Raw genomic sequence first — 24,926 nt, forward strand, 5'->3', positions numbered from 1 at the left:
TATAGCGGTTCCAGTGCTGCGATTGGCGATATATAGTGGGCCTCGACTCATTCTTGGAAAGGAAAAATTCATGCCTCTGTCTGCCGACCAACTGGCCGAGATCGAAGCGCAGCGCGCGCAATCGCATCCCACTCGCCGCGTTGTTGCACCGGGCATGGAAGACCATTTGTATACGGCCCACCAGGTGCTGGATCACGGGTTTGTCCGCGTGATTGACTATATGGGTGATGACGCGGCCATATGTCAGGCGGCACGCGTATCCTACGGCAAGGGCACCAAATCGGTTCAGAACGACGAAGGCCTGATCCGCTACCTGATGCGCCATTGGCATTCGACCCCGTTCGAAATGTGCGAGGTCAAGCTGCATGTCAAACTACCGGTTTTTGTTGCGCGTCAGTGGATTCGGCACCGGACGGCCAATGTAAACGAATACTCGGCCCGGTATTCCATTCTGGACCGAGAGTTCTACATCCCCGCCCCCGACCACGTCGCGGCGCAGTCCGAAGTGAACAATCAGGGCCGAGGCTCTGCGCTGGAAGGGGAAGAGGCAGCGAAAGTACTGGAGATTCTCAAGGCCGACAGCGCCCGGTGCTATGACAACTATGAGACGATGATCAGCCAGGACGGGCAGCAGGGTTTGGCGCGTGAATTGGCGCGGATGAATCTGCCGGCGAATATCTACACGCAATGGTACTGGAAGGTCGACCTGCACAATCTATTCCACTTCCTGCGTCTGCGGGCCGATCCGCATGCCCAGTACGAGATCCGGGTCTATGCGGACATGATGTGCAAGATCGTTGCCGACTGGGTGCCATTTGCCTACAAAGCGTTCGAAGATTACCGACTGGGTGCAGTCAACCTGTCTGCCCAGATGGTCGACAGCCTGCGTCGGATGCTGGCAGGTGAAGCCGTGACCCAGGAAAGCTCGGGCATGACGGCACGGGAGTGGCGCGAGTTTGAGGCTGTCATCCGCAAGGACTGATCGCCAAAAGCATATCGTTTGTCTATACGTTTTGTCATGAAGCTGTTACATTGGTTTCATGACTTATGCTTCGTGTATTGCTTCTTTGTGTCTTGTTCTAGCCTTGCCAGCGCAGGCCAAATCTCCGATCGCCGAAGTGTTGTGCGAGGCGACGCCACGTCTTCATGACAAACTGATCCGGCAATTTGGCGCGCACCGGGTGGCAACCGGTATGCGCGGGCCTGAACAGATCATGGAAGTCTGGAGCAGCGACCAAGGCGACTGGACCATGGTTGTCACCTATGCAACGGGCACGTCATGCATCGTTGCGATGGGACAAGACTGGCATGCCCATGCCGATGAAAAGCCGACACGTGGATAAAACGGATGCCGTTTCGGGGGAGCGACTGACGGCCGAAAATTGGCCGTCAATCATTATCGAGACCCCCGCGCCCAACGGGGTGAATATTATAACGGCTTCAAATCAGCCGCCATTTGGCGACCGTCGCGTCCGTCCTGCAGCTCGTACGAGACCTTTTGGTTGTCCGCGAGCCCGGTAAGGCCGGATCGTTCTACGGCCGAGATGTGAACAAAGACATCCTTGCCCCCTTCATCAGGGGCAATAAACCCATAACCTTTGGTGGTATTGAACCATTTCACGGTGCCGGTTGGCATGTCCCGTGTCTCCTTCTACTTACGAATTGTCCCACAAATTGGTGGGGGCTGTGGTCGACGCTGCAACACACCGAACCGTTTTCCGTCTCAGAGACAGTCCGATATGCATGTTTCGTCTTTTTCAACATTGCACGGTGAAGTAAAAAATCAAGAATTACCGCTGGAAACTGATAAGTTTGCCCAAAAAACAGACAAGTGCAGGAGCAGTCAGACATGCGCCTTTATGGTTTGAAAACCTGTGATACGTGCCGTAAGGCTTTGAAATCACTTCCGGAAGCCGAATTTGTAGATGTACGCAGCGATGGCGTACCCAAAGCGACCCTATCGCAAGCTTTTGCCACCTTCGGCGAGGCTTTGCTCAACACCCGGTCCACGACGTGGCGCGGGTTGGATGAGGCCGAACGTGCCCGGCCGCCCCTGAATCTGTTGGCTGATCATCCGACATTGATGAAACGTCCACTCATCGAAGAAGATGGTGCGCTCTGGCTGGGCTGGACCGCAGAAACACGGGCCGCACTTGGTGTTTGATGATTGCGTGCTTATCTGCTGACACGCACAGTTGAGGATCGTTTATGCGTAACGCTGCTATGATTTTGGGCGTCATCGCCGGTTTGATCGGTATGATCGTTGGGTTTTTCGGATATGGCTACGTGGAAGCCATCAAACATTTTGGCGATATCGAGGGGATTGCCGAACAGGTGGACAACCCTGACCTGATTCAGGCGGCCTCGATACTGGCGCCGTTGCTGGCGATTGCGGGTGGTGCCATGGCCCATGCGCGGGCGTTGATCGCGGGTGTATTGCTTTTGGCGTCTGCGGCGGGAATGTATTACGCCTTTGGCTTTGGCGTTTTCACCATGTTCCCCATTGCCTTCGCGGCAGTGGCCGGGGTGTTTGGGCTCGCCGCAGGAAAACCGGACGAGCCCAAAGCGCATTTCTAGACTATTTCAGTCGCAAAAGGCGGTCCAACGATAAAGGGCCTGCGCCGTTGACCACCAGCACCAGAAACAGAAACGTCCACAGGGTGCGCTGATCCATGATGTCAGGAGCCGCATTGAACAGATTGCCCAGTTTCACGCCATGGCCCGTGACGTCGACCATTGTTTGCACCCAGACAAATCCGATCATGCCCAGTGCGGCCAAACGGGTGAACAAGCCGACCAGAATCAGCGCGGGCAGCACGAACTCGGATACGGTGCCGATGAAGATTACGATGCGCTGGAAAAAGGTCATCTTCGAGACGTCCCACAACACCGCTTCGGCCGCTTTTGGGAAAATCTGCCCGAACGCGCCGCTGGAGGGTGAAAAGATCGAACCGTCTATTTTAAGCATTGCCGAGTTCCAGTAGTAGACCAGCAACACTGCAATGAAGACGAGCCGAGCAAGGGTGGGCGTCAGCCACCCCGAGGCGTGGTCCACCTTTCCCAAGGCGTTGTTGTGGATTGAGATCAGGGCAGTCATGTCTCCAGCCTTTCGATAGTCACAGAAGTTATTGCACCGCCCTGCAAAAGCAGTGCCAGAGTGGTTCCAAGGTCAAACTCGGGTGTGTCGGCAGCGGTTTTTTCAAACGCATTGCCGATGGTCTCGCCCGCTTCCAGTTGCGCGATCCAGTTTGCACCACCGGGGGGCAGCAAATGCGGAGCAGGATCATATTCGGGACGGGTGATCAGAACGTCTTCGGCCTGAGCGACGGGTTTTGGGGCATCCGGTTCAGAGTTGTAGCGCCAGATCGCATGGATCGGCCATTCCGATCGAATGACGCGCATCGCTGGGGCAAATTGCAGCCGCGCGCGCAGGACGTCTTCGGGGGCGACGGCAAGAGCATCCGCAGGGACGGCTTGGCTGTCAGCGGCATGATATGAGTGGCGCAGCGCAAGTTCCAGCCGGGCTATATCGGCAAGATAGCCCAGGTGAGACAACTGGGGCATTCCGGCTAGAAACCCCGGAAATTCTTCGCCATAGAACATCATCAGCGGCGAGGACGGAGTATGCTGGCGCAGGAAAATACCCGACAGACCATCCATGTTTTGCGGACCCAGCAGTTTTGAAATCACAGGAAAAGCCTGCTGCATAGCTTCGGTAAGTGAGACTGCGACGTTGTTGCGGTAGACGCTGAACCGCCGACCGGCAGGCTGGTTGCCGGCATCCAGCAACCCATTGGGAACAGGGGCAGAGGCGTCCAGCAGGGCGGCACGGAACTCTGTCTGCGAAACACTCATGACGGGACCCGTTCCAGCGCCTTTTGCGCGCGCACGGCTTCATCCCGCAAGACCGGCCAATCGGGAACATCCGTGTCCCACTCGACCAGCAGTGGCTTGGGCCCGGACCGGTCCAGTACGTAGTCCAGCAGTGCCCAGACCGGGTCAACCACCGCGCGCCCATGGCTGTCGATCAGCAAGGGTTTGCCATGGTCATCTTCGTCCTCATCGTGACCACCCAGATGAATCTCGCCAACTTTTTCAAGTGGGTAGGCGTCTATGTAGCCCTGAGGCGAGAAATCCAGATTTGTGGCCGAGACGAAGACGTTGTTGACATCCAGCAACAGGCCGCAACCAGTGCGCTTGGATATCTCACGCAGAAACTCTGGCTCGGACCACGTGCTTTCTTCGAAGGCGAGATAGCTCGAGGGGTTCTCGAGCAGCATCTGCTGCCCAACGGTATCCTGCACCTGATCGATATGCGAACAGATGCGAGTCAACGTGGCGTCGGTGTAGGGCAAAGGCAGAAGGTCGTTTAGAAAATGACTGTCATGGGTCGACCAGGCCAGATGTTCGGAAAAGCTGGCCGGGTTCAGCCACCCGACCAGATGTTTCAGTCGCGCCAGATGATCTTTGTCCAGCGGGCCCTCGCCACCAATGGACAGGCCAACGCCATGGACTGAGATTGGAAATTGTTCAGAAAGGTGACGCAGTTGGGCCAGCGGGCGGCCACCGTCACCCATGTAGTTCTCAGCGTGGATTTCCAGCCAAGCCACTGGCTTGGCCTGGTCCAGGATCTGCGCGAAATGCTGCGGTTTATACCCAACACCCGGTGCTGCGGGCAGGCGATTTGACCTGCGTGCGTCGTCCAGCATATGTCAGCTCCTTGCTCGCGAAAAAAGGGGCGGGCGAAGCGGCCCGCCCCCTTTCAACCATTCGGTAGACCTTATGCCGGCAGGTCGCGCTTCAGCTCTTCCAGCGAGCCTTTGCGCGGTGTGCCGTCTGCCTCAGCGGGCAGTTCGATATCGGCGCAGGTGCCAGCATCGACCAGAGTCCATGCATTGCCCTGATAATCAACGGTCGAGGTGCCCGCGCAGGTGGTGCCGGGGCCTGCCGCACAGTCATTCTGACCGGCCAGCGAAACGCCATAGCACTTTTCTTTGGCCTGAGCGGTTGCGGTGGTGGCAGCACCCGACACGGCGGCTGCGACTGCGGTTGCGATAACCAGGGATTTGGCTGTGTTCGACATCTCGGTAATCCTCTTGATGACTGGGTATGTCTGCTTGTGACATTGATAAAGGTAACGACTAGTGAGCCACAGTTAAATTCACGAGGCCGTGTCTCACAAGCGCGTCAGGCTTTGTCATGGCCTCTTGCAGGTTAACAAATTGTTTTTGAATTGAAAAATGGAAAATGTTTCAATCCGGCCCCGTGTGTGGAGCCGGATTTCGGGCGATATGACGCCGAATGTTACAGCTGGTCAGGCGGGGTCGCCGCCTTTGACAGATCATTTGTTACAGCCTCAAGCGATTGAACCTGTGTTTGTTTCTCACCCAGTCGTCGGACGCTGACGGTGCGGTCTTCGACTTCACGATGACCAACGGCCAGAATCACGGGGACTTTGCCCACCGAGTGTTCGCGGACCTTGTAGTTGATCTTTTCGTTGCGGATATCCGCCTCAGCCCGCACACCGGCGGCCTGTAGCTCGGAAACAACCTCATTGACGTAGTCATCTGCATCAGAGGTGATCGAGGCAACAACAACCTGACGCGGGGCCAGCCAGAAGGGCAGTTTGCCCGCGTGTTCTTCGATCATGATGCCGACGAACCGCTCGAACGAGCCCAGGCAGGCACGGTGCAACATATAGGGGCGCTGCTTGCTGCCATCTGCGGCGATATAGGTCGCCCCCAGGCGTTCGGGCAGGTTCGGGTCAACCTGGAATGTACCGCACTGCCAGACACGGCCGATTGCATCGGTCAGATAGAAATCCAGCTTGGGTCCGTAAAACGCACCATCGCCGGGTTCCAGAGTGAAGTCCCGACCCGTGGCTTTGATTGCGGATTCCAGCGCGCCTTCGACATGATCCCAGCTTTCGTCGCTGCCGACGCGCTTTTCCGGACGGGTGGCGAACTTGATCTCGAACTTTTTAAACCCGAGGTCGGTATAGACATCCGCGAGGTAATTGATGAACTTGGCGCATTCATCCTGAATCTGATCTTCGGTACAGAAGATGTGCCCGTCATCCTGGGTGAATCCGCGCACGCGCATGATGCCGTGCAACGCACCCGAGGGTTCGTAGCGCGAGCATGAACCGAATTCGGCCAGCCGCAAAGGCAGATCGCGATAGGATTTCAGGCCCTGATTGAAAATCTGCACGTGGCAGGGGCAGTTCATCGGCTTGAGCGCGTTGACCGCCTTTTCCTTGGCATGTTCTTCTTCGACTTCGACGATGAACATGTGCTCTTGATACTTGTCCCAGTGGCCCGAGGCTTCCCAGAGCTTACGGTCAACGACTTGCGGGGTATTGATCTCTTTGTAGCCGCCTGCGCGTTGTTTGCGACGCATATAGTCCTGCAGTTCGGTATAGATGGTCCAGCCATTTGGGTGCCAAAACACCTGACCGGGGGCCTCTTCCTGCATGTGGAACAGATCCATTTCGCGGCCCAGCTTGCGGTGGTCGCGCTTGGCGGCCTCTTCCAGCATGTGCAGATGCGCCTTGAGCTTTTCCTTGCCGGTGAAGGCCACGCCATAGATGCGCTGCAGCATCGCGCGGTCGCTGTCGCCGCGCCAATAGGCCCCCGCGATCGACATCAGCTTGAACGCGTCCCCCGGCACCTGGCCGGTATGTTGCAAATGCGGCCCGCGGCACAGGTCCTGCCATTCGCCATGCCAGTACATCCGCAGCGGCTCGTCACCTGGGATGGCGTCGATCAGCTCGACCTTATAGGGCTCGTTGTTTTCGGTGTAGAAGTCGATCGCGCGCTGACGGTCCCAAACCTCGGTGGTCACAGCGTCGCGCTTGTTGATGATTTCCTTCATCTTTTTCTCGATGGCCCCGAGGTCTTCGGGTGTGAACGGCTCGGCCCGGTCAAAATCGTAGTACCAGCCGTTTTCTATAACGGGGCCGATGGTGACCTTGGTGTCGGGCCAGATTTCCTGCACCGCACGCGCCATGATATGCGCCAGATCGTGGCGGATCAGCTCATTGGCCTGATCTTCGTCTTTCATGGTATGGATGGCGATCTGCGCGTCAGCCTTGATGGGCCATTGCAGGTCCCAATGCTGGCCGTCGACCGTGGCCGAGATGGCTTTCTTCGCCAGCGAGGTCGAGATATCGGCCGCTACCTGCGCAGGCGTGACGCCAGCGTCATAGGATCGTGCATTGCCATCGGGAAAGGTGAGTGAGACGGATTTTGAATCCAGGGCCATGGTTTGGCTCTCCTCGTCGGTTTGGCGCCCACTGAACGCCCGGTTGCGGGTTATGGTATTCGGGTCGTTTGGCAGGTGGATGTGCGCGTGTCAAGGGCGCGTGCGCGGGGTCAGCCTCGCCGCCGGCACCGCGTGAAACCATGGCGCATCAATGGTGGCTTTGCGGGATTTCTCGGACCAGTTAAAGGGAATACCGGGAATTGCGGTCAGTGCTGTGACATGCATGATACCGGAAACACAAACGAGGATTTCATGGCAGCGACGAGTTTTCTGGAGACAGAGCAGGGGCGGCGATTGGCCTACCACAAAAGCGAAGGTGCGGGGCCGACCATCGTTTTTCTGGGTGGCTTGAAGTCGGATATGGAGGGCACCAAGGCGGTGCATCTCGAAGCCTGGGCGCAGGCGCGCGGGCAAGCTTTCTTGCGGTTTGACTATTCCGGCCACGGAGAGAGTTCCGAAGCGTTTACAGACGGTTGTATAGGAGATTGGCATCAGGACACCATTGCGGCCGTGACCTCCTTGACCGAGGGGCCTTTGATCGTAGTCGGGTCATCCATGGGCGGGTGGCAGGCGCTGCTGTTGGCCAAGGCCATGCCGGACCGGATTGCAGGGATGATCACAATCGCGGCTGCGCCCGATTTCACTGAGGATGGATATTGGGCTTCGTTCAGTGATGCCCAAAAGGCGGCGTTGGATACCGTGGGGCATGTCGAACTGCCTTCGGATTACATGGAGCCATATATCATCACAAAACGGATGATCGAAGACGGGCGGCAACGGCTGGTGTTACGGGATGATTTGACGCTGCCATTCCCGGTACGCTGTCTGCAAGGCACGGCGGATACAGCGGTTTCGACCGAGACAGCCGTACGTCTGCTTGAGCATGCCACCGGGCCGGACATCCGTTTGCTACTGGTCAAGGAAGCGGATCATCGGTTCTCGGATGGTCCTTGTCTGGGGCTGATCGAAGATGCCGTTCTGGACGTGATGGGGGGCCGCTGATGCAGCGTTTAGGATGGATTCTGGGTCGGGTCCTGATCGCGCTGCTCGCAGTTGGCGCCCTGATCTACTGGTTCGGGCCGCGCGAAGAGGTGAATTTCAACCCGACTTTTGACGCACGTAAGTTTGGCGAGGGCGTTCAGGTCTATTTCGAAAGCACCGAGTCCGCCTTTGACGACATTGTGCCCGGGGTCGAAAAGCGCGTGATCTGGCAGGAAGGGTTTAAGGAACAACGCACGCCGTATTCGGTATTGTATGTTCATGGTTTCTCGGCAAGTTCCGAGGAAATCCGTCCGGTCCCCGACCGGGTGGCTGACGCGCTGGGGGCCAATTTGGTCTATACCCGTCTGCAAGGGCACGGTCGTGACGGGGCTGCAATGGGGGATGCAACTGCCTCTGGCTGGATGCAGGACATGGCCGAAGGGTTGGCCGCAGCCAAGGCGGTGGGCGACAAGGTTGTGGTCATCTCAACTTCGACCGGTGGCACTCTGTCTGCGGCAGCGGCCTTGAACCCTGAGCTGAGCGAGGATGTGGCGGCCATGGTGTTTGTGTCCCCCAATTTTGGGGTGAACACACCCGGCGCGTTCATACCCGGCCTGCCCTGGGCGCGCGATTGGTTGCCGATGCTGATGGGGGCGGAACGGGATGTATCGGGACCCGATCCCGAGAAGAACAAATATTGGACTGCCGTTTACCCATGGGAGGCTGTGGTGCCGATGACGGTTCTGGTCGAAACGGTCTACGGCCTTGATTTCTCGCAAGTCTTGGTTCCGGCGCTGTTCTGGTTTTCGGATGATGATCAGGTGGTTCGACCGGACAAAACCCACAAAGTGGCCGAGGCCTGGGGTGCTCCGGCAACGGTCGAACTGGTGAGGATGGGGCCGGGTGATGACCCCATGTCGCATGTCATTGCGGGTCGCTTGATGTCGCCGGGGCAGACTGATGCCGCAGTGACCGGGATATTGGAATGGCTGAAAAAACTGGGCGTGGAATGACCTGTGGATCAGAGGCATAGCGATGCGTAAGCCGGGCAGCATGTGGAGCCTTGAGACCCTGGGTCGTGTCCGCCTGTCCCGGCACTTTTTCATGCGCGATTTTCTCTATTCCGAGATCGGGAATTTTCATCAAAAGCAGAACATCCCCGAAAATCCCGACCTCGCGATCGAAACAGGCAGCGCCTTTTGCCAGATCTTGCTGGACCCGCTGGAGGAAACCTTTGGCCGGATCGCCGTGCGGTCGGGCTATCGGTCACCCTCTCTGAACGCGTTTGGGAATGAAAACCGGCTGAACTGTGCACGCAATGACAACCCGCTGGAATGTCACATCTGGGATTGGGGCGAAGGCGAGGCGCAGGTCGCTGGGGCATCGATTGTGATCCCGTGGTTTGCGGATCGCTACGCACAGGGACGAGACTGGCGTGATCTGGCGTGGTGGATGCACGATCATCTGACCTATTCCGAGATTTGGTTTTTCCCAAAACTCAGCGCGTTCAACCTGGTCTGGCGCCCCTCGCCGCGGCGCCGGATCGACAGCTATATCGCGCCTCGTGGATGTCTGTTGCGACCAGGTGCCGAGCCCGAGGAAAGCCTGACCGACCGGCAAGCACGCTATGCTGATTTCCCGCCGTTCAGAGGGATCGCCTACCCTTAAAGTTTTGCTTGCCGGGCCGGCCCAAAACTCTCATCCTTTGAGGAAAGCAAAGGACTCGGTCAACCGAGCAGAAGGAGGCCCCGTGTGATTGAGCCGCTGGTGTTGTTGCCGGGTTTCATGTGCGACGCCCGCCTGTTTCATCCCCAGATAGATGTCTTCTCGCGGCAACGCGCTGTCGTCGTTGCGCCAATCGGTCGAGGAGAGCGTATTGAAGAGATTGCCTCGGGTCTGCTGGATCAGTTGCCTCATCGGTTTGCTCTGGCCGGACATGGTTTGGGCGGTGCGGTGGCCCTGGAACTGATCCGCCGGGCACCGGACAGGATGTCTCGGCTGTGTCTCATCGCCACGAACGCGCAGGCCGACACACCGCAGATCGCTGCGGGCCGCGAAGACCTGATTATAGGCGCGCAGGCCGGACGGTTGGAGGAGGTCATGCGCAAGGTTGTCGGATCGGATGCATTGGCTCCGGGGCCACAGCGCATGCCTGTGCTCAACTGTTTGATGGCGATGGCCATGGATTTGGGACCCGAGGTTTTTTGTCTCTCAGATGCGTGCGTTGCAGCGGAGATCGGATCAACATGGAACGCTGCGCCGGATAAAGGGGCCCAGCCTGATCCTTTGTGGTGTTCACGATACGCTGACACCTGTTCGCAAACACGCCTTCATGGCAGATATGATACCGAATGCCACCTTCCATGCCATTGAAGATGCAGGATATCTGCCGACACTCGAAGCACCTGACCACGTGAGAGAGGTGATGCAGAATTGGTTGGATGAACCGTCGCGGCCGGACTATGGATAAAGCGCCGCCCGTTCCTCTTTGCCGATCACGGTCGGCGTGACCACAGGCTCATAGGTCTGCGAATCGAAAAACGGCGTGTGCTTCCATCTGCCCGATAGACGCGATTTGGCGACACGTCGCAGCAGCCCAATAACCGCAGGGGTCAGGTTTTCGTGTTTCTGCTTTCCATTGGGCTGGGTTATGAAACCCCGAGTTGTGATCGGACCAAGGCGCTCTGGCTCAGCAAATCTGACGGCGATGAATCCTGCAAACGGGAATTTGGCGGTTCGGGGTGTCGTGGCCAGCGGCGCGTTGCAGCATTTGGCGTACCAGCGCAGCATGCCTTTGGGGCTGAGCGTCATGACCGCAAGCTGATCCGCGCCGGTGTCCAGCACCACTTCGTCGGGCGAGATCTGAAAGACTTCTACCGGTCCCGGGGCGGGATCCGGTTGCCCGAAATACAGCTGCGCTGCCCGACAGTCATGGCAGAAACAGACCGCGTGGGTGCCAAGTCGGGCACCCTCGGGCGAGACACGCCCCGTCAACGTCCCGCACGTGCATGAGAAGGCGAGGTCAGTATGATCCGCCCCGCCCATTGGCCTTAGGCCACCTTGTTGGTATTGGCGGCGCGGCGTTTGGATTTGCGGCTGTTTTCGTTCATGAAGTCAATGACCAGCGGGCGGATATTGTCGCGCCAGCTGCGGCCTGCGAAAATCCCATAGTGGCCCGCACCCGGTTCGACATGACTGGCCTTTTTGCTGTCCGGCAAGCCTGTGCAGAGGTCCAAAGCGGCGATACATTGACCTGGGGCCGAGATATCGTCATTTGCGCCTTCAACGGTTTTTACGGCCACATTTGTGATCTTGCCGATATCAACTTTGTGCCCTGCAACAACAAACTCATTCCGGGCAATCTCGCGGTTTTTGAACACACGCTCAACCGTGGACAGATAGAATTCCGCGGTCATGTCCATCACGGCGAGATATTCGTCGTAAAAGCGGTTATGGGCATCGTGGTCCGAAGCTTCGCCCCGGATCACGCGCTGTATCTGGTCCGAGAAGGCGCCCGAGTGACGCTCGGCATTCATCGACATGAACGACGCCAGCTGCAACAGGCCAGGATAGACCATGCGCCCGACGCCTTTGTATTTGAAGCCGACGCGCTGGATCATTGTCTCTTCCAGCTGGCCCATGGTGACACGGCGACCAAAATCGGTGACATCCGTCGGCGTGGCGTCCGGATCGACCGGACCACCGATCAGGGTCAGGGTGCTGGGTTGTGCCTTGGGCTCGACCTCAGCCAGATAGGCTGTGGCTGCCAGTGTCAGTGGTGCAGGTTGGCATATTGCGACGACATGCGTGTCCGGCCCCAGCTCTTTCATAAAATCGACAAGGTACAGAGTGTAGTCTTCGACATCGAATTTGCCGGCGGACACAGGAATATCACGCGCGTTATGCCAATCGGTGACGTAAACCTCACAATTGACCAGCAGGCTTTTGACCGTCGAACGCAGCAAAGTCGCATAGTGCCCCGACATCGGTGCCACCAGCAAAACCTTGCGTGGTTGCTTTTCGCGCCCGTTTACCTTGAAATGGACAAGATCGCCAAAAGGGCGTTCCAGAACCGTGGTAATGTCGACAAGATGATCTTTGCCGTCTTCGCAGGTGAATGTACGAATGCCCCAGTCAGGTTTAACAACCATGCGCTGGAAGGTTCGTTCGGTCACTTCGCCCCAGGCCGCCATCCAGCTGAACGTTGGGTTCGGAACCATCGAAAAAAGTGGGTAGGAAGCCATCGCGCTTGCTGTCGAACCAAGCCATTGGTTCGTGTTGCGGATGGTTTCCATCAGGTCGTAGGTCATCATGTAGCGCATCGAAGGGACCTCCGGAGTATCAGCCTAAGAGTTCGGACCATTCGTCGCTTTGCCCCCCGACACCCACGACGTTATTCTGCATAGCAGCGAGATTAGGGTGGAATTGTTAAAATGACAACAAGTGAAGACCAGATGGCCGAAGTCACTGAAGAACATATTGAACGCCTTAAGGAAAATATGGACAAGGTCGAGACACTGTCCAAGCGTCTGATCGAGATTATGGCGACGAAAAAGTCGCACACACCCGCTCTGGATGCCCCGAATCAAGAGCTTTTCGCACGAGCAGCAACAGCATATTGGGCCGATGCGTTCCAGAACCCTGCCAAGCTGCTGGAACAACAGATCGAGTTCTGGGGGAAGTCGGTTCTGAACTTCGCCGAGGCGCAGCAGGCGCTGACAAAAGGTGAGGTTGACGAAGAAGGCAGCAAACCCACCGACAAGCGCTTTTCGAACCCTATGTGGGAAACCAACCCTTACTTTCGCCTGATCCGCCAGCAGTACCAGACCAATGCACAGGCGATCTCGCAAGCCGTTGCGTCAGTCGAGGATCTGGATGCCAAGGACAAGCAGAGACTGAATTACTTTTCGCAGCAGATCATCGACATGATGGCCCCCACCAATTTTCTGGCGACCAACCCGGATGCGCTGCAGAAAGCGGTCGAGACGGAAGGACAATCGCTGATCCAGGGTCTTGAGAACCTGGTGTCCGACCTTGAGGCCAATGACGGGGAACTGGTCGTCAAACTGGCTGATGAAAACGCCTTTGAAGTTGGCGGCAACTTGGCCACCTCGCCGGGAGAGGTCGTCTACCGCAACCGCATGATGGAACTGATCCAATACAAACCTGCAACGGAGACGGTGTATGAAACGCCCGTTATTCTGTTCCCGCCCTGGATCAACAAATTCTACATTCTCGACCTGAAGGCCCAGAACAGCCTGATCAAGTGGGTCACTGAGCAAGGCTATACTCTATTTGTCGTAAGTTGGGTCAACCCGGACGAGACCTATGCCGAGACCGGAATGGAAGACTACATTCAGGAAGGTTTTCTGACTGCGATTGAGCAGGCCAAAGCAATCTGCAAGGTCAAGCAGGTCAACGCGATCGGCTACTGCATCGCAGGCACGACGCTGAGCCTGACCCTGTCCCTGCTGAAGCAGCGCGGCGATAAATCCGTGAAATCAGCCACTTTGTTCACGGCACTGACGGACTTTTCCGAGCAGGGTGAGTTCACTCCTTTCCTGCAAAACGATTTCATTGACGGGATCGAAGAAGAAGTCACGAAAGAGGGCGTCCTGCGTTCGTGGATCATGGCCCGCACGATGTCTTTCCTGCGGTCGCGCGATCTTGTCTATGGGCCCGCGATCCGCAGTTATATGATGGGCGAGGTTCCACCAGCTTTTGATCTGCTTTACTGGAATGGCGATGGTGCCAACCTTCCGGCGAAAATGGCCGTACAGTATCTGCGCGGTCTGTGCCAGCGCAATGAGTTCGCCACCGACGGGTTCGAGCTGTTTGGGCACAAGTTGAAAGTCGGCGATGTGGATGTGCCCTTGATGGCGATCACCTGTGAAACCGATCATATCGCAGCCTGGAAGGACTGCTATCGGGGCGTGCAGAAGATGGGGTCTCGGTCGAAGACCTTTGTGGTATCTGAATCTGGCCATATCGCGGGGATCGTGAACCCGCCCAGCAAGAAGAAATACGGCCATTACACCAACCCCGATTTGAAGTCTGACGCGGACAGATGGCTGAAAGAGGCAGACTTCCACGAAGGCTCTTGGTGGCCCATGTGGGATGCTTGGCTGAAGAAGCGCTCGGGCAAGCAAATTCCGGCGCGCGAAATCGGCGATTCGGATCATCCCAGCCTTGCACCTGCTCCCGGCACCTATGTTGTGGCCAACCCAAACGCCTGATTTCATTTTGAAACCAGAGTTTTTCTGCGTTGCAGCAAGAAAAAACTTGCAATGCTGCAGCGCAGCGATCATATTGTCCTCAAGCTGATGAAAGCCGGGGTGGGCCCGGTTCGGCAAAAAGGATTAAGACAATGGCAAAGACTCAAGACTTTTCCGCTATCATGAAAGACGTCATGGGTGCATTTCCGGTCGACACCACCGCGATGGAAGGTGCTTTCAAATCGACCGCCGCTCTGAACGAAAAGCTGTCGGGCGTTGCTCTGGACGCAGCTGAGAAATCGGCAGAGATTTCGAACAAATGGACCAAAGACACTCTGGCCAAACTGACCGAGATGTCGAAAGCCAAGGCAGAGCCTGCTGACTATGCCAAAGCCGCAACCGACTTCGCAAGCGCGTCGGCTGAAGTTGCAGCTGAAAACCTGGCTGCTTTCGCAGAAATCGCGAAAAAAGTTCAGTCCGAAACCGTCGAGCTGCTGATGGCCGCTGGCAAAGACGCTGCTGAAGAAGCAACCGCAGCTGTCAAGAAAGCCACCAACGACGTGACAACTGCCGCCAAAAAAGCAGCAGCTGCCAAGTAAGAACGACGCGCGAGGCGCACCCATCCTCCCATCTGGTGCCACCGCGCTGGGCAGGTCGATTGACCTGCCCTTTCTTTTTGTGCTGCAGTCGCATAACCTGTGCTGCAACGCATCATCCTTGGGGAGGGTACCCGGTGTCGGACCAAGAAAAACCGCTGTTGATCAAGCGTTATGCCAGCCGTCGGCTGTATAACACCGAGACCAGCGACTACGTGACGCTCGAAGATATTGCGGGCTTTATCCGCGACGGGCGCGAAGTGCAGATTATCGATCTGAAAACCGGCGATGACCTGACGCGCCAGTACCTTCTGCAAATCATTGCCGAACACGAAAGCCGGGGTGAAAACGTCCTGCCGGTGAATGTGCTGAACGATCTGGTGCGCAGCTACATGATCCCTGGCGGCGGGATGATGCCTCAATTCCTGCAAAGTTCCTTCGAGATGCTGCGCGAAAGCCAAAGCAAGATGATGGAAAACATGAACGCCATGAACCCGATGTCTCAGATACCGGGGTTCGAGGCGATGCAAGCGCAGCAAAAGGCTTTCCTCAAGGCAATGACCGGGGGTCTGTCCGGTGGCTGGTCCGGGCCCGGCAAGGAAGAGGAAGCGTCCGAACCAAAAGAGGATCTGGACGATATCAAGAAGCAACTCGCCGAGTTGCAACAAAAGCTGTCAAAACTGAACTAGACCGCGCTGTGATGCGCTGGCTGGTTCTGTGTCTTACCACGCTGTTGTTGGGTCAGCCGCTTTGGGCGCAGGGTCAGTTTGTGGACACATGGTCTTCTGTCTGCACACTTGGCACGGATACGACGGCAGGCTGCAAGGACATTCGGGCGCGGGAGGCTCTTAATGCCTCGACGGAACCATGGCGGGCGATCGGGCGCGTCAACTTTGCCAGCCGGGACCAGCGCGCGCATTGTACTGGGGTCCTGATCTCTGACAGGCTTGCGCTCACAGCTGCGCACTGCCTGTACAATGCGGCCCGCAAACGTTGGATTCCACCGTCGAGCATTCGTTTTGTGGCGGGCTACCAACGGGGTGCAGCGGTCGCCGTTTCAGTGGCACAGGACTACATTCTACCCAAGGGTCAGGATGTTTCCGCTGAGTTCGACAACCAACCCCATCTGGATTGGGCAGTTCTGGTGTTGAGCGACCCCATAGGAACCGAACTTGGTTTTCTTTCGCTTTCGGATGAACGTGCACAAGCGGGATACGTCGTGGGCTATCCTGGCGTCAGACCGCATATCCAGAGCCGGACCAAAACCTGCACTGCGAACCGGTTCGGCACCGGGCTGCTCCGTGCGATCTGCCCGGTGATGATGGGCGATTCCGGGGCTCCGTTGATCGTGGAAACGCCGGAAGGGCCTCAGATCGCGGGCATTTTGTCCCGTATTTCGCCGACCCCTCAGGGGATCGACGCGTTGTTTGTCGTAGTTCAGCAATTGGACGGAATTCAGGTTCCGTAGGCGGGGACGGGACCGACGATCTCGCCTACTGAAGCCAGAAGAATGTCGGCGATAACGTCCAATTCTGCGCGCGTCAGACGCACCGGCAGGCGCACGTCACAGGCTTTCATCAACATGTCACGCGTCTGCGGCAGATCGAACTGTTCGGGCAGAAACTGCCAGTTCCAGAATGCGCGGGCATTGTCTTCGCTCAGACCGAAGACCTGAACCTTGACACCGCGTGCGTCCGAAGCCGCAGCAAAGGCGCGGATTTCGGCCTCATCCATCCCGACCAGATTGAACTGGATCGAATCCGGTGCCCGGCGTTCAGGAGACAGCGGAGCAGGGACATTGATATGCGCCGAACTGTTCAGGCGCTTTGCCACATAGTCGTGGTTCGCCAAACCGTCCCGAACCCTTCGTGCCAGTTCAGGCAATTGCGGGCGTATCACGGCAGCGCTCAGGTTGCTCATACGAAGGTTGTATAGCGGCAATTGGTTCTGCCAGCGGGTAAAGGCCTGCTCCAACTCGGGCGAGTTGTCGCCTCGTGGCGTGTTGTGCTTCTTCCAGTTGTGCTCATACGCGCCCGACATGATCACAGCGCGGGCCACCAGATCGGCATCGTCTGTGATCAGAATGCCCCCTTCACCCGCATTGATCATCTTGTAGGACTGGAACGAAAAGCACCCGACCTTGCCGATCGTGCCAATGTTGCGACCGTGCCAGGTGGTGCCCAGCGAATGGGCGGCGTCTTCGATCACGGGGATGTCGCGCGCAGCGCACAGTTCCATGATCGCGTCCATATCCGATGTATGGCCCCGCATATGGCTGATGATCACAGCCTGAACGCTGTCCAGCTTGGCCGCAAAATCAGCCATGTCGATGCGATAGTTCTCGCCAACTTCGCAAAGCACCGGCACACAATCCGCATGAACAACCGAGGACGGCACGGCGGCAAAGGTAAAGCCGGGGATCAGCACCCGCGCGTCCCGGGGCAGGCCCAGTGCCTTCAGTGACAAAAACAACGCCGCTGAGCAGGATGAGACAGCCAGAGCGTATTTCGTGCCAAGCAAAGCAGCGAATTCGGATTCGAGCAGGGCGACAGGTGCGTCTTGCGGCGCTGTATAGCGAAACAGGTCGCCCGACTGCATCAAAGCGTCGATGGCATCACGTGCTGCGGCGGGGATGGGTTCGGCGTCATGGACGTTGGGTGGCAGCGTCATATTTGGATTTCCCGAATTCTAACTTTCGATTATCTAAATCAACTGCGCAGTCGATGCCAAGCCCCCAATCTAAGGATCGGCGAAATTTCACCAAATTGTCGTAATGGAACAAGGGTTCAGATACCCAAACGATCCCGCATTGCGTACCAGGTCATCGCCAGCACCAGCAGGGGGCTGCGCAGGGCAGGGCCTCCGGGGAAGGGCAGGGCGGGCACACGGGCCATGGTGTCAAAGCCTCCGGCCTGTCCCTGAATGGCCAAGGCCATCAGCTGACCTGCATGGGTTGCCGTTCCGACGCCATGACCGGAATAACCCGAGGCCGACAGAATATTCGGAGCAACCCGCGAAAGGTAGGGCATCCGACGCATCGTGATTGCCAGGGTGCCGCCCCAGGCATAGTCGATCTTGACATCTTTCAGATGCGGAAAGATCTCGGTCATCGGTTTGCGCACTGTAGCGGCGATGTCCGACGGGAACCGATAGCCATAACTCTCGCCGCCGCCGAACAACAGACGCCCATCGGCGCTGAGGCGGAAATAGTTCACCACGAATTTGGTATCCGCAACGGCAACATCGCGGGTGAGGACACGTGCTGCTTCGTTCTCCAGTGGCTCGGTCGCCGCAATGAAATTGTTGATCGGCATGACCCGAGCCGCCACCTTGCGGTTCAGCGCGCCGAGATAGCCGTTGCAGGCCAAAATAACATGTTTTGCGCGAACCGAACCACGCTCTGTGCGCACCAAGGCAGGATCGGCCTCATCGACCGCCACAACCTCTGTGCCTTCAAAAATGCGAGCACCTGCGCTTCGCGCGGCCCCTGCCAATCCAAGCGCATAGTTCAGCGGGTGCAAGTGGGCTGCACCCATATCCAGATAGCCACCTTTATAGGCCGGGGAGGGGCAGATGGCATGGCCCGCGTCTGCGTCCAGCAACTCGATCTGATCGTAGCCGTACCGGTCTGCCAGGTGGGCGGCGTGCGCGTGAAGCTCTTTTTGGTCTGACAGGGACAACCCAAGCCCGGCAATACCGGGTTTCAAATCGCAGTCGATCTGGTGCTTGGCGATCAGGGATTTGACCAGAGTTTTGGCATCTTCCGCCAAGTCCCACAGCTTGGCCGCATCATCAATGCCGACCAGACGTTCGAGATCTTCCTGATCCATCCGTTGGGCACTGCCCAGTTGCCCGCCATTGCGGCCCGAAGCGCCAAATCCGACGCGATGCGCTTCAAGCAAAACAACTTCCATGCCGGCCTCGGCCAGATGCAGCGCTGCCGAAAGCCCCGTGTAGCCGCCGCCGACGATACACACATCGGCCCGCACCTCGCCCTCAAAGGCGGGGAAACGGGCCATGGAATTTGCGGTGGCCGCATACCAGCTTGCTGGGTACTCGGTCTTTCGGTCGTTGGAATAGAGCAGGTTCATCTTTTTCTCGTTCCAAACATGGAAATCCGGCGCGAACCTTCAGGCTCAGACATTCAGCAACAGATGTTCACGCTCCCAAGGCGAAATCACTTGCAGGAACTCTTCATACTCGGCCCGTTTCACAATGCCGTAGACTCGTGCGAATTCCGCGCCCAGAACCTTGTGCAATTCCGTGGCCTCATCAAACAGATCCAATGCGTTGCCCATGACCTGAGGGATATCGCCCTCACCTTCATACGCATCGCCATAGAACTGACGACGCGGGCGTTCTTGCTGTGTGAGACCCAGATAACCACAGGCCAGGGACAGCGCGATCCCCAGATACGGATTGCAATCCATCCCGGCGATGCGGTTTTCGATCCGTCGCGCCTCGGGTCCCGACAGTGGGACGCGTATACCCGTGGTGCGGTTGTCGCGCGCCCATTCCAGATTGATCGGGGCCGCGTGATCTTTGACATAGCGACGATAGGAATTCACGTAAGGGGCCATCACGGCCAGACCGGCGGGCATATGGGTCTGCAGGCCGGCGATGAAGTGATAGAACGCATCTGTCTCGCCCCCTTGCGGGCCCGAAAAGATGTTGTCACCCGTCTCAATATCAATGATCGAGTGATGAATATGCATGGCCGAGCCCGGCTCATCCTCGATCGGTTTGGCCATGAAGGTCGCAAAGCAATTGTGGCGCAGGGCAGCCTCGCGGATCAGGCGTTTGAAATAAAACACCTCATCGGCCAGCTTGACCGGGTCCCCGTGGCGCAGATTGATTTCCAACTGACCTGCGCCGCCTTCCTGCGTGATGCCGTCGATTTCAAAGCCCTGATGTTCGGCGAAATCGTAGATATCGTCGATCACCGGACCAAACTCGTCCACGGCTGTCATCGAATAAGCCTGACGCGCAGCGGCCGGACGGCCCGAGCGGCCCATCATCGGCTCGATCGACTGGGCGGGATCGACATTGCGCGCAACCAGAAAGAACTCCATCTCTGGCGCAACAACCGGTTTCCATCCCTTGTCGCGGTACAACTGCACAACGCGTTTCAGTACGTTGCGGGGGCTGAAAGGGATCGGCTCTCCGTCACGATCATAGGCGTCGTGGATCACCTGCAAGGTCCAGTCGCCGGTCCAGGGTGCAGCGGACGCGGTCGAGAAATCGGGTTTCAGGATCATGTCCCGTTCGATGAACCCATCCTCCCCTGCAGCCTCGCCCCAGCCACCTGTGATCGTCTGGTAGAAGATACTGTCAGGCAGGTGGAAATAGCTCTGCCGGGCAAACTTGGATGCAGGAACGGCTTTGCCGCGTGCAATGCCGGGCAAGTCCGAGATGATGCACTCGACCTCGTCCAGTCGATGCCCCTCGATATAGGCTTGTGCCGCCTGCGGGAGTGCGTCTGTCCATTCGGCCATCAGGCCCTCGCTTTCTTCAGGAAGTTCGCCATGACCTGTGCGATCTGGGCGTTGTGGTCAGGCGCGGTCTGTCTGTTTGCTGCGGCTTGCATCAGGTCATTGGGCACCACGCCCTTGCCGCGCGTACGCATAAGACCGGCAACGAAATCGTTGGAGAACTCGGGATGCGCCTGAACTGTCCAGATCTGATCGCCATAGCGCAGCATCGCGTTCCGGCAAAAGTCGTTATGCCCGGTCACTTCGGCCCCGGCAGGAAGTTTAACCACCTGATCCTGATGCCACGCGTTCAGCCAGACTTTCTGTCCGTCAAAGTCATATTCGGTACGTCCGACGGCCCAGCCGCCGTCGAATTTCTTGACTTCTCCGCCCAGAGCCTGCGCGATGATCTGATGGCCAAAACATACGCCAACCAGCGGTTTGCCGCTGTCATGTATTTGCCGGATCAAGTCCTCCAGCGGGGGAATCCACGGCAAATCCTCATAGGCTCCGTGGCGCGAGCCGGTAATCAGCCAGCCGTCCGCGTCTTCTGCGCTGTCGGGGAATATCCCATCCACAACTGCAAATGTCTGAAAGTCCAGCCCGTGACCATCCAGCAAGGCAGGAAACAGGGAATCGTAGTCCCCGAATTCATCCTTGAGCAGGTCGGGGGTGTGGCCGGTTTGTAAGATACCGATTTTCATGAGTCACCGAATTTGATCAAATTCAGGAATACCCGAGTCTGCGCAGGCGGGCAAGGGGGTCAGACGGCTTCGAGGTAGCTGATCCAGTGTTGATCCTCGGGGCGATCCGCAAAGCGTGCGATCTCCTGCCGCTTGGTCATCGCCAGATTGCGGATCAAGCCCGTTGGAAAGAAGCGGGTAGCAATCGGGTCTGTCTCGAACAGGTCGACAGCTGCGGCCCAACTGTCTGCAAGCTGTGGCAAGCCTTGAATCTCGTAGGCGTTTCCGGTGATTGGGGGCGGCGCTTGCAAGGTGTCCGCGATCCCGACCAGAGCGGCACCAAGGACAGCGCTCAGCATCAGATAGGGGTTGATGTCGCCCCCCGCGACGCGATGTTCGATACGGCGCGCCTTTGGCGCTCCGCCTGGAATGCGGATAGCTGCCGTCCTGTTTTCGTAAGCCCAGCTTGCCCCGGTGGGCGCATGGGCGCTGGGCACCAGACGGGTATATGAGTTTCCATGCGGCGCAAAGATCAAGGTGCTGGCGGGCATGGCGGCAAGGCATCCTGCGACAGCGGATCGCAGCAGATCCGTGCCGTCCGGGCCGCCGTCGTCGAAGATGTTGCGCCCGTCCTGATCCAGAACCGAGAAATGCACGTGCATTCCGTTCCCGGCGTCATCGGCATAGGGCTTTGCCATGAAAGTTGCAGCAAATCCGTGTTTCCGCGCAAGGCCGCGCGTCAAAGCTTTGAAAAGCCATGTATCATCGGCGCAACGCATCGCGTCCTGGTGGTTCAAATTGATCTCGAACTGACCAATGCCGCTTTCTGAGATCGCGGTTTGTGCCGGTATGCCCATGGCCGCGCAACCATCGTAAAGGTCGGTGAAGAATGCCTCGAACGCGTCCATCTCAGCCACGGACAAGACGGCCTCGTCCAACAGGCGCCGCCCCGTGATCGGGTTGATCGGTGGCTGGGGTTGCAGGCCCGAGGCATCCAGCAGAGTAAACTCCAACTCGGTTGCCGCAACGACCGACCAGCCGCGTTCGGCGTAGCGCGCCAATACCGCGCCAAGCGCATGCCTGGGGTCGCCCTCAAAAGGGACGCCGTCATCGTCATACAGGCACATCGGCACCAAGGCTGTTTCCGTGTTCAGCCAGGGAACCGGAACCGGCCCCCGTTCGGTTGGAAGCAGAACACCGTCTGCATCGCCGGTTTCAAACACCAGTGGGCTGCCTTCGATGTCGGCGCCCCACAGGTCGACATTCAGCGCCGAGAACGGCATGCGCACAGCACCGCCCGCCAGTTTTTCAGCATAGATGGGTGGCACGCGTTTGCCGCGCATCTGACCATTCAGGTCACAGGCAGCGACGCGGAAATTGTGCAGGGTGTTCAGGTCCATCGGGGCAACCGCTCTTCTCGTCACCCGAGATGTAGCGAAGCCAGCCGGTCTTGTCACGGAATTTGATCAAATTTCTGCAAGTGGGGTAGGGCGTCGGCACTTATTGTGCCAACGCCCTGTCTACTGGATCAGACAAAAGTGGCGCCGTTTTCCGCCATAGGCAACGTCGTGACCTTCACGCCGGACAAGGCGCGGATGGCGTTGGCCAGCGCCGGTGCGGACGGGGGTGTGCCCGGCTCGCCCACACCGGTGGGTGCTTCGGCCGACGGTACGATATGCACGTCGATGGCCTGGATGTCGCCGATCCGCAGTGGCTCGTAGTCCGGAAAGTTGAATTGATCCACCGCTCCGCTGGTCAGCGTAATCTGGTTCCGCATGACGTGGCCGATGCCATAGCCGACCCCGCCTTCGATCTGTGCCTTGATCACATCAGGGTTCACGGCGATTCCGCAATCAACGGCACAGGTCACCTTTTCGATTCGGATGCCGCTGTCGATGTCGCCGGATACTTCGACCACCTCGGCCACATACGAGCCAAAGGACTTATGCACCGCGATACCCTGCGCATGCCCAGCCGGAGCGTTGCCCCAATCTGCCTGTTCGACGGCAAGTTTCAAAACACCGGCCTTGCGAGCCTGGTCGGTATTGGCGGCATCACTGAGATGTGCGAGGCGGAACTCGACCGGATCACGGCCTGCTGCCTCGGCGGCTTTGTCCATCATGGTTTCCATGACATAGGCTGTGTGGGTGTGGCCCACCGAGCGCCACCAAAGCAGCGAGGTCGCCTTGGGTGTGTCCGTCAGGCCCAGTGACATACCGGGGATGGCGTAGGGGCTGTCAGCGATGCCCTCAATCGAGCTGTGGTCGACGTCATCGTGGACCAGCACCGCCTCAAACGGGGTGCCCTTCATGATCGATTGCCCGGCAACTTTGTGTTCCCAGCCGACAACCGCCCCCTCGCCATCCAGACCGACACGGACCTTGTGGCCAAAGGCCGGGCGGTAGTAGCCGCTGCGAATGTCGTCTTCCCGCGTCCAGACCAGTTTCACCGGACGGGTTCGATCGGTCTGGACAAACGCCAATGCTGCTTCGACCTGATAATCCGCTTCGGGCGTCGCGCGACGACCGAACGAGCCACCTGCCAGCAGGGTCTTGATCTGAATCTTCTCAGGTGGAAGCTGGAAAATCTCAGCGAATGCAAAATGAGTGAGCGTCGGGATCTGCGCTGCGTCGTGCAGCAGGATACCGCCATCTTCCGTCTGTTCGATGGTGCAATTCATCGGCTCCATCGGGGCATGCGCCAGAAGCGGGAAGAAAAAGGTCTCTTCCAGCACCGTATCGGCACCATCGACCGCTGCCGCAACAGCTGCCATGTCCGCCTTGTTCACGTTGTACTGGGGTGCGGCGTCCAATGCGGCGCGAATTTCGGCCTCAATGTCATCCGAATGCCGGGTCTCGGCTGCCGAGATATCCCAATCGACCTCAAGCGCGTCCCGCGCCTGAATCGCGGCCCAGGTGTTTTCGGCATAGACCACGACGCCGGCCTGATTGGGCAGGGTGGCGGCATTGATGAACCCTTTGACCTCTTTCGCCGCGCTGTCGTCGAAATCTGCGACCGTGGCTCCGCGGGACTCGGGGCGCTTGATCATCGCGATCATCTGGTTGGGCAAATGCAGGTCCATACCATAGATGGCCTGACCGTTGCCTTTTATGGCCGAATCCTTGCGGCGCACATCCGGGTTGCCGATCAAACGGAACTCGGATGGATCTTTCAAACGGGGTGCGGTCGGGGCTTCGAGCTGAGCGGCGGCTGCAACGAATTCGGCAATCGGGCCTGCGGTGTCACCCGCTTTGACGATGCCCTCTTCTATCTTCACACCGGATGTATCCACGCCCCACGCCTGTGCAGCGGCTGCGATCAGCATCTCGCGTGCTGCAGCACCAGCCTGACGGTATTGCTGCCACGAGTTCGCAATTGCGGTCGAGCCGCCGGTTCCCTGGGCCTGTCCAAAAGCGAGGTTGGCATAAATCTGCGGGTTTGATGGCGCAAAATCGTATTCGATCTGGTCCATACGCAGGCCCAGTTCCTCGGCGATGATAGTCGGCAGACCGGTCGCAGGGCCTTGTCCCATTTCAAAATGTTTGACGATAGCGGTCACTGTGCCATCTGCGTCAATCTTGACAAACGGGTTCAGCAGAACGCCCTCGGATGAGGCCGCAGCAAGTGCGCCATCCGGACGAACGCCAACCAACAGGACCGCACCAGCGGCAGCGGCGCTTTTCAGGAACGCACGGCGAGAAGTGTTGATGGTCATGG

General features: G+C 58.0%; 26 protein-coding genes. 12 read left to right on the top strand and 14 right to left on the bottom strand.

Translation table 11 applies throughout. From position 1 onward, the window contains the following. The first annotated feature begins 70 nt into the window (after positions 1-70). Both thyX and ACR0L4_RS11160 read left to right on the top strand, forming a co-directional pair. On the top strand, positions 71-982 hold the full coding sequence (gene thyX / locus ACR0L4_RS11155; RefSeq protein ID WP_480512949.1) for an FAD-dependent thymidylate synthase: 912 nt from the start codon (positions 71-73) through the stop codon (positions 980-982). A 58-nt stretch (positions 983-1,040) separates the two neighbouring features. Then, the gene (locus ACR0L4_RS11160; protein WP_480512951.1) at positions 1,041-1,343 is read left to right on the top strand and encodes a hypothetical protein; all 303 of its coding nucleotides are present in this window, start codon (positions 1,041-1,043) and stop codon (positions 1,341-1,343) included. Positions 1,344-1,429: 86 nt separating this feature from the next. On the opposite strand, the gene ACR0L4_RS11165 is transcribed toward ACR0L4_RS11160, so the two are convergent. After that, complete coding sequence (locus ACR0L4_RS11165) at positions 1,430-1,636, bottom strand: cold-shock protein (RefSeq protein WP_008758035.1); 207 nt, start codon at positions 1,634-1,636, stop codon at positions 1,430-1,432. A gap of 213 nt (positions 1,637-1,849) precedes the next feature. On the opposite strand from ACR0L4_RS11165, the gene ACR0L4_RS11170 reads away from it, so the two are divergent. Further along, complete coding sequence (locus tag ACR0L4_RS11170; RefSeq protein ID WP_170751045.1) at positions 1,850-2,164, top strand: ArsC/Spx/MgsR family protein; 315 nt, start codon at positions 1,850-1,852, stop codon at positions 2,162-2,164. Between the two features lie 44 nt (positions 2,165-2,208). Then, a complete protein-coding gene (locus ACR0L4_RS11175) occupies positions 2,209-2,577 on the top strand; it encodes a hypothetical protein (protein WP_170751043.1) in 369 nt (122 codons plus the stop codon). Position 2,578: 1 nt separating this feature from the next. Here ACR0L4_RS11175 and ACR0L4_RS11180 read toward each other — a convergent pair whose 3' ends face one another. The 5 genes from ACR0L4_RS11180 to thrS all read right to left on the bottom strand — a co-directional run bounded on the left by ACR0L4_RS11180 (position 2,579) and on the right by thrS (position 7,263). After that, the gene (locus ACR0L4_RS11180; RefSeq protein WP_480512954.1) at positions 2,579-3,097 is read right to left on the bottom strand and encodes a DoxX family protein; all 519 of its coding nucleotides are present in this window, start codon (positions 3,095-3,097) and stop codon (positions 2,579-2,581) included. After that, positions 3,094-3,855: an HvfC/BufC family peptide modification chaperone gene (locus ACR0L4_RS11185; RefSeq protein WP_480512956.1), complete on the bottom strand. Its 762-nt coding sequence runs from the start codon at positions 3,853-3,855 to the stop codon at positions 3,094-3,096. The genes ACR0L4_RS11180 and ACR0L4_RS11185 overlap by 4 nt, the downstream gene beginning before the upstream one ends. After that, positions 3,852-4,709, bottom strand: coding sequence for an MNIO family bufferin maturase (gene bufB / locus ACR0L4_RS11190; protein WP_480512958.1), 858 nt, complete (start codon positions 4,707-4,709; stop codon positions 3,852-3,854). The genes ACR0L4_RS11185 and bufB overlap by 4 nt, the downstream gene beginning before the upstream one ends. 71 nt (positions 4,710-4,780) lie before the next feature. Further along, positions 4,781-5,083 (bottom strand): BufA1 family periplasmic bufferin-type metallophore, encoded by a 303-nt coding sequence (locus tag ACR0L4_RS11195; RefSeq protein WP_170751035.1) that lies wholly within the window; start codon positions 5,081-5,083, stop codon positions 4,781-4,783. 221 nt (positions 5,084-5,304) lie between these two features. After that, positions 5,305-7,263, bottom strand: a complete 1,959-nt coding sequence (gene thrS / locus ACR0L4_RS11200; protein ID WP_480512960.1) for a threonine--tRNA ligase — start codon at positions 7,261-7,263, stop codon at positions 5,305-5,307. Between the two features lie 252 nt (positions 7,264-7,515). Between thrS and ACR0L4_RS11205 the strand changes: the two genes are divergently transcribed. From ACR0L4_RS11205 to ACR0L4_RS11220, 4 genes are all read left to right on the top strand, one after another. Beyond that, positions 7,516-8,265: an alpha/beta hydrolase gene (locus tag ACR0L4_RS11205; RefSeq protein ID WP_480512962.1), complete on the top strand. Its 750-nt coding sequence runs from the start codon at positions 7,516-7,518 to the stop codon at positions 8,263-8,265. Beyond that, positions 8,265-9,257: an alpha/beta hydrolase gene (locus ACR0L4_RS11210; protein WP_480512964.1), complete on the top strand. Its 993-nt coding sequence runs from the start codon at positions 8,265-8,267 to the stop codon at positions 9,255-9,257. The genes ACR0L4_RS11205 and ACR0L4_RS11210 overlap by 1 nt, the downstream gene beginning before the upstream one ends. Positions 9,258-9,297: 40 nt before the next feature. Then, complete coding sequence (locus tag ACR0L4_RS11215; protein WP_480513226.1) at positions 9,298-9,912, top strand: hypothetical protein; 615 nt, start codon at positions 9,298-9,300, stop codon at positions 9,910-9,912. A gap of 84 nt (positions 9,913-9,996) precedes the next feature. Continuing rightward, complete coding sequence (locus tag ACR0L4_RS11220) at positions 9,997-10,617, top strand: alpha/beta fold hydrolase (protein ID WP_480512966.1); 621 nt, start codon at positions 9,997-9,999, stop codon at positions 10,615-10,617. 87 nt (positions 10,618-10,704) lie between these two features. On the opposite strand, the gene ACR0L4_RS11225 is transcribed toward ACR0L4_RS11220, so the two are convergent. Next, on the bottom strand, positions 10,705-11,289 hold the full coding sequence (locus tag ACR0L4_RS11225) for a DUF6151 family protein (RefSeq protein ID WP_170751025.1): 585 nt from the start codon (positions 11,287-11,289) through the stop codon (positions 10,705-10,707). Positions 11,290-11,294: 5 nt separating this feature from the next. Next, positions 11,295-12,566 carry a polyhydroxyalkanoate depolymerase gene (gene phaZ / locus ACR0L4_RS11230; RefSeq protein WP_170751023.1) on the bottom strand — a complete coding sequence of 424 codons (1,272 nt, stop codon included), beginning with the start codon at positions 12,564-12,566 and terminating at the stop codon, positions 11,295-11,297. Between the two features lie 111 nt (positions 12,567-12,677). Between phaZ and ACR0L4_RS11235 the strand changes: the two genes are divergently transcribed. From ACR0L4_RS11235 to ACR0L4_RS11250, 4 genes are all read left to right on the top strand, one after another. Continuing rightward, positions 12,678-14,480, top strand: a complete 1,803-nt coding sequence (locus ACR0L4_RS11235) for a PHA/PHB synthase family protein (protein ID WP_480512969.1) — start codon at positions 12,678-12,680, stop codon at positions 14,478-14,480. A 131-nt stretch (positions 14,481-14,611) separates the two neighbouring features. After that, positions 14,612-15,058 (top strand): phasin family protein, encoded by a 447-nt coding sequence (locus ACR0L4_RS11240; protein WP_170751019.1) that lies wholly within the window; start codon positions 14,612-14,614, stop codon positions 15,056-15,058. A 134-nt stretch (positions 15,059-15,192) separates the two neighbouring features. Beyond that, on the top strand, positions 15,193-15,744 hold the full coding sequence (gene phaR, locus ACR0L4_RS11245; protein WP_170751017.1) for a polyhydroxyalkanoate synthesis repressor PhaR: 552 nt from the start codon (positions 15,193-15,195) through the stop codon (positions 15,742-15,744). An 11-nt stretch (positions 15,745-15,755) separates the two neighbouring features. Continuing rightward, entirely contained in the window at positions 15,756-16,523 is a 768-nt protein-coding gene (locus ACR0L4_RS11250) for a trypsin-like serine peptidase (RefSeq protein ID WP_480513228.1), read from the top strand. Here the strand turns inward: ACR0L4_RS11250 and ACR0L4_RS11255 are convergent. The 6 genes from ACR0L4_RS11255 to ACR0L4_RS11280 form a co-directional block, all read right to left on the bottom strand. Next, positions 16,511-17,725 carry a DegT/DnrJ/EryC1/StrS family aminotransferase gene (locus tag ACR0L4_RS11255; RefSeq protein ID WP_480512971.1) on the bottom strand — a complete coding sequence of 405 codons (1,215 nt, stop codon included), beginning with the start codon at positions 17,723-17,725 and terminating at the stop codon, positions 16,511-16,513. The genes ACR0L4_RS11250 and ACR0L4_RS11255 overlap by 13 nt on opposite strands. A 116-nt stretch (positions 17,726-17,841) precedes the next feature. Beyond that, entirely contained in the window at positions 17,842-19,146 is a 1,305-nt protein-coding gene (locus ACR0L4_RS11260) for an NAD(P)/FAD-dependent oxidoreductase (RefSeq protein WP_480512973.1), read from the bottom strand. Positions 19,147-19,191: 45 nt separating this feature from the next. After that, positions 19,192-20,550, bottom strand: coding sequence for a glutamine synthetase (locus tag ACR0L4_RS11265; RefSeq protein ID WP_170751010.1), 1,359 nt, complete (start codon positions 20,548-20,550; stop codon positions 19,192-19,194). Next, a complete protein-coding gene (locus tag ACR0L4_RS11270) occupies positions 20,550-21,230 on the bottom strand; it encodes a type 1 glutamine amidotransferase (protein WP_480512975.1) in 681 nt (226 codons plus the stop codon). The genes ACR0L4_RS11265 and ACR0L4_RS11270 overlap by 1 nt, the downstream gene beginning before the upstream one ends. Positions 21,231-21,289: 59 nt before the next feature. Continuing rightward, complete coding sequence (locus ACR0L4_RS11275; RefSeq protein ID WP_480512977.1) at positions 21,290-22,609, bottom strand: glutamine synthetase family protein; 1,320 nt, start codon at positions 22,607-22,609, stop codon at positions 21,290-21,292. 128 nt (positions 22,610-22,737) lie between these two features. Then, positions 22,738-24,924, bottom strand: a complete 2,187-nt coding sequence (locus ACR0L4_RS11280; RefSeq protein ID WP_480512979.1) for a xanthine dehydrogenase family protein molybdopterin-binding subunit — start codon at positions 24,922-24,924, stop codon at positions 22,738-22,740. Positions 24,925-24,926: the final 2 nt, after the last annotated feature.

It is taken from the genome of Ruegeria sp. AB5 (assembly GCF_056542645.1).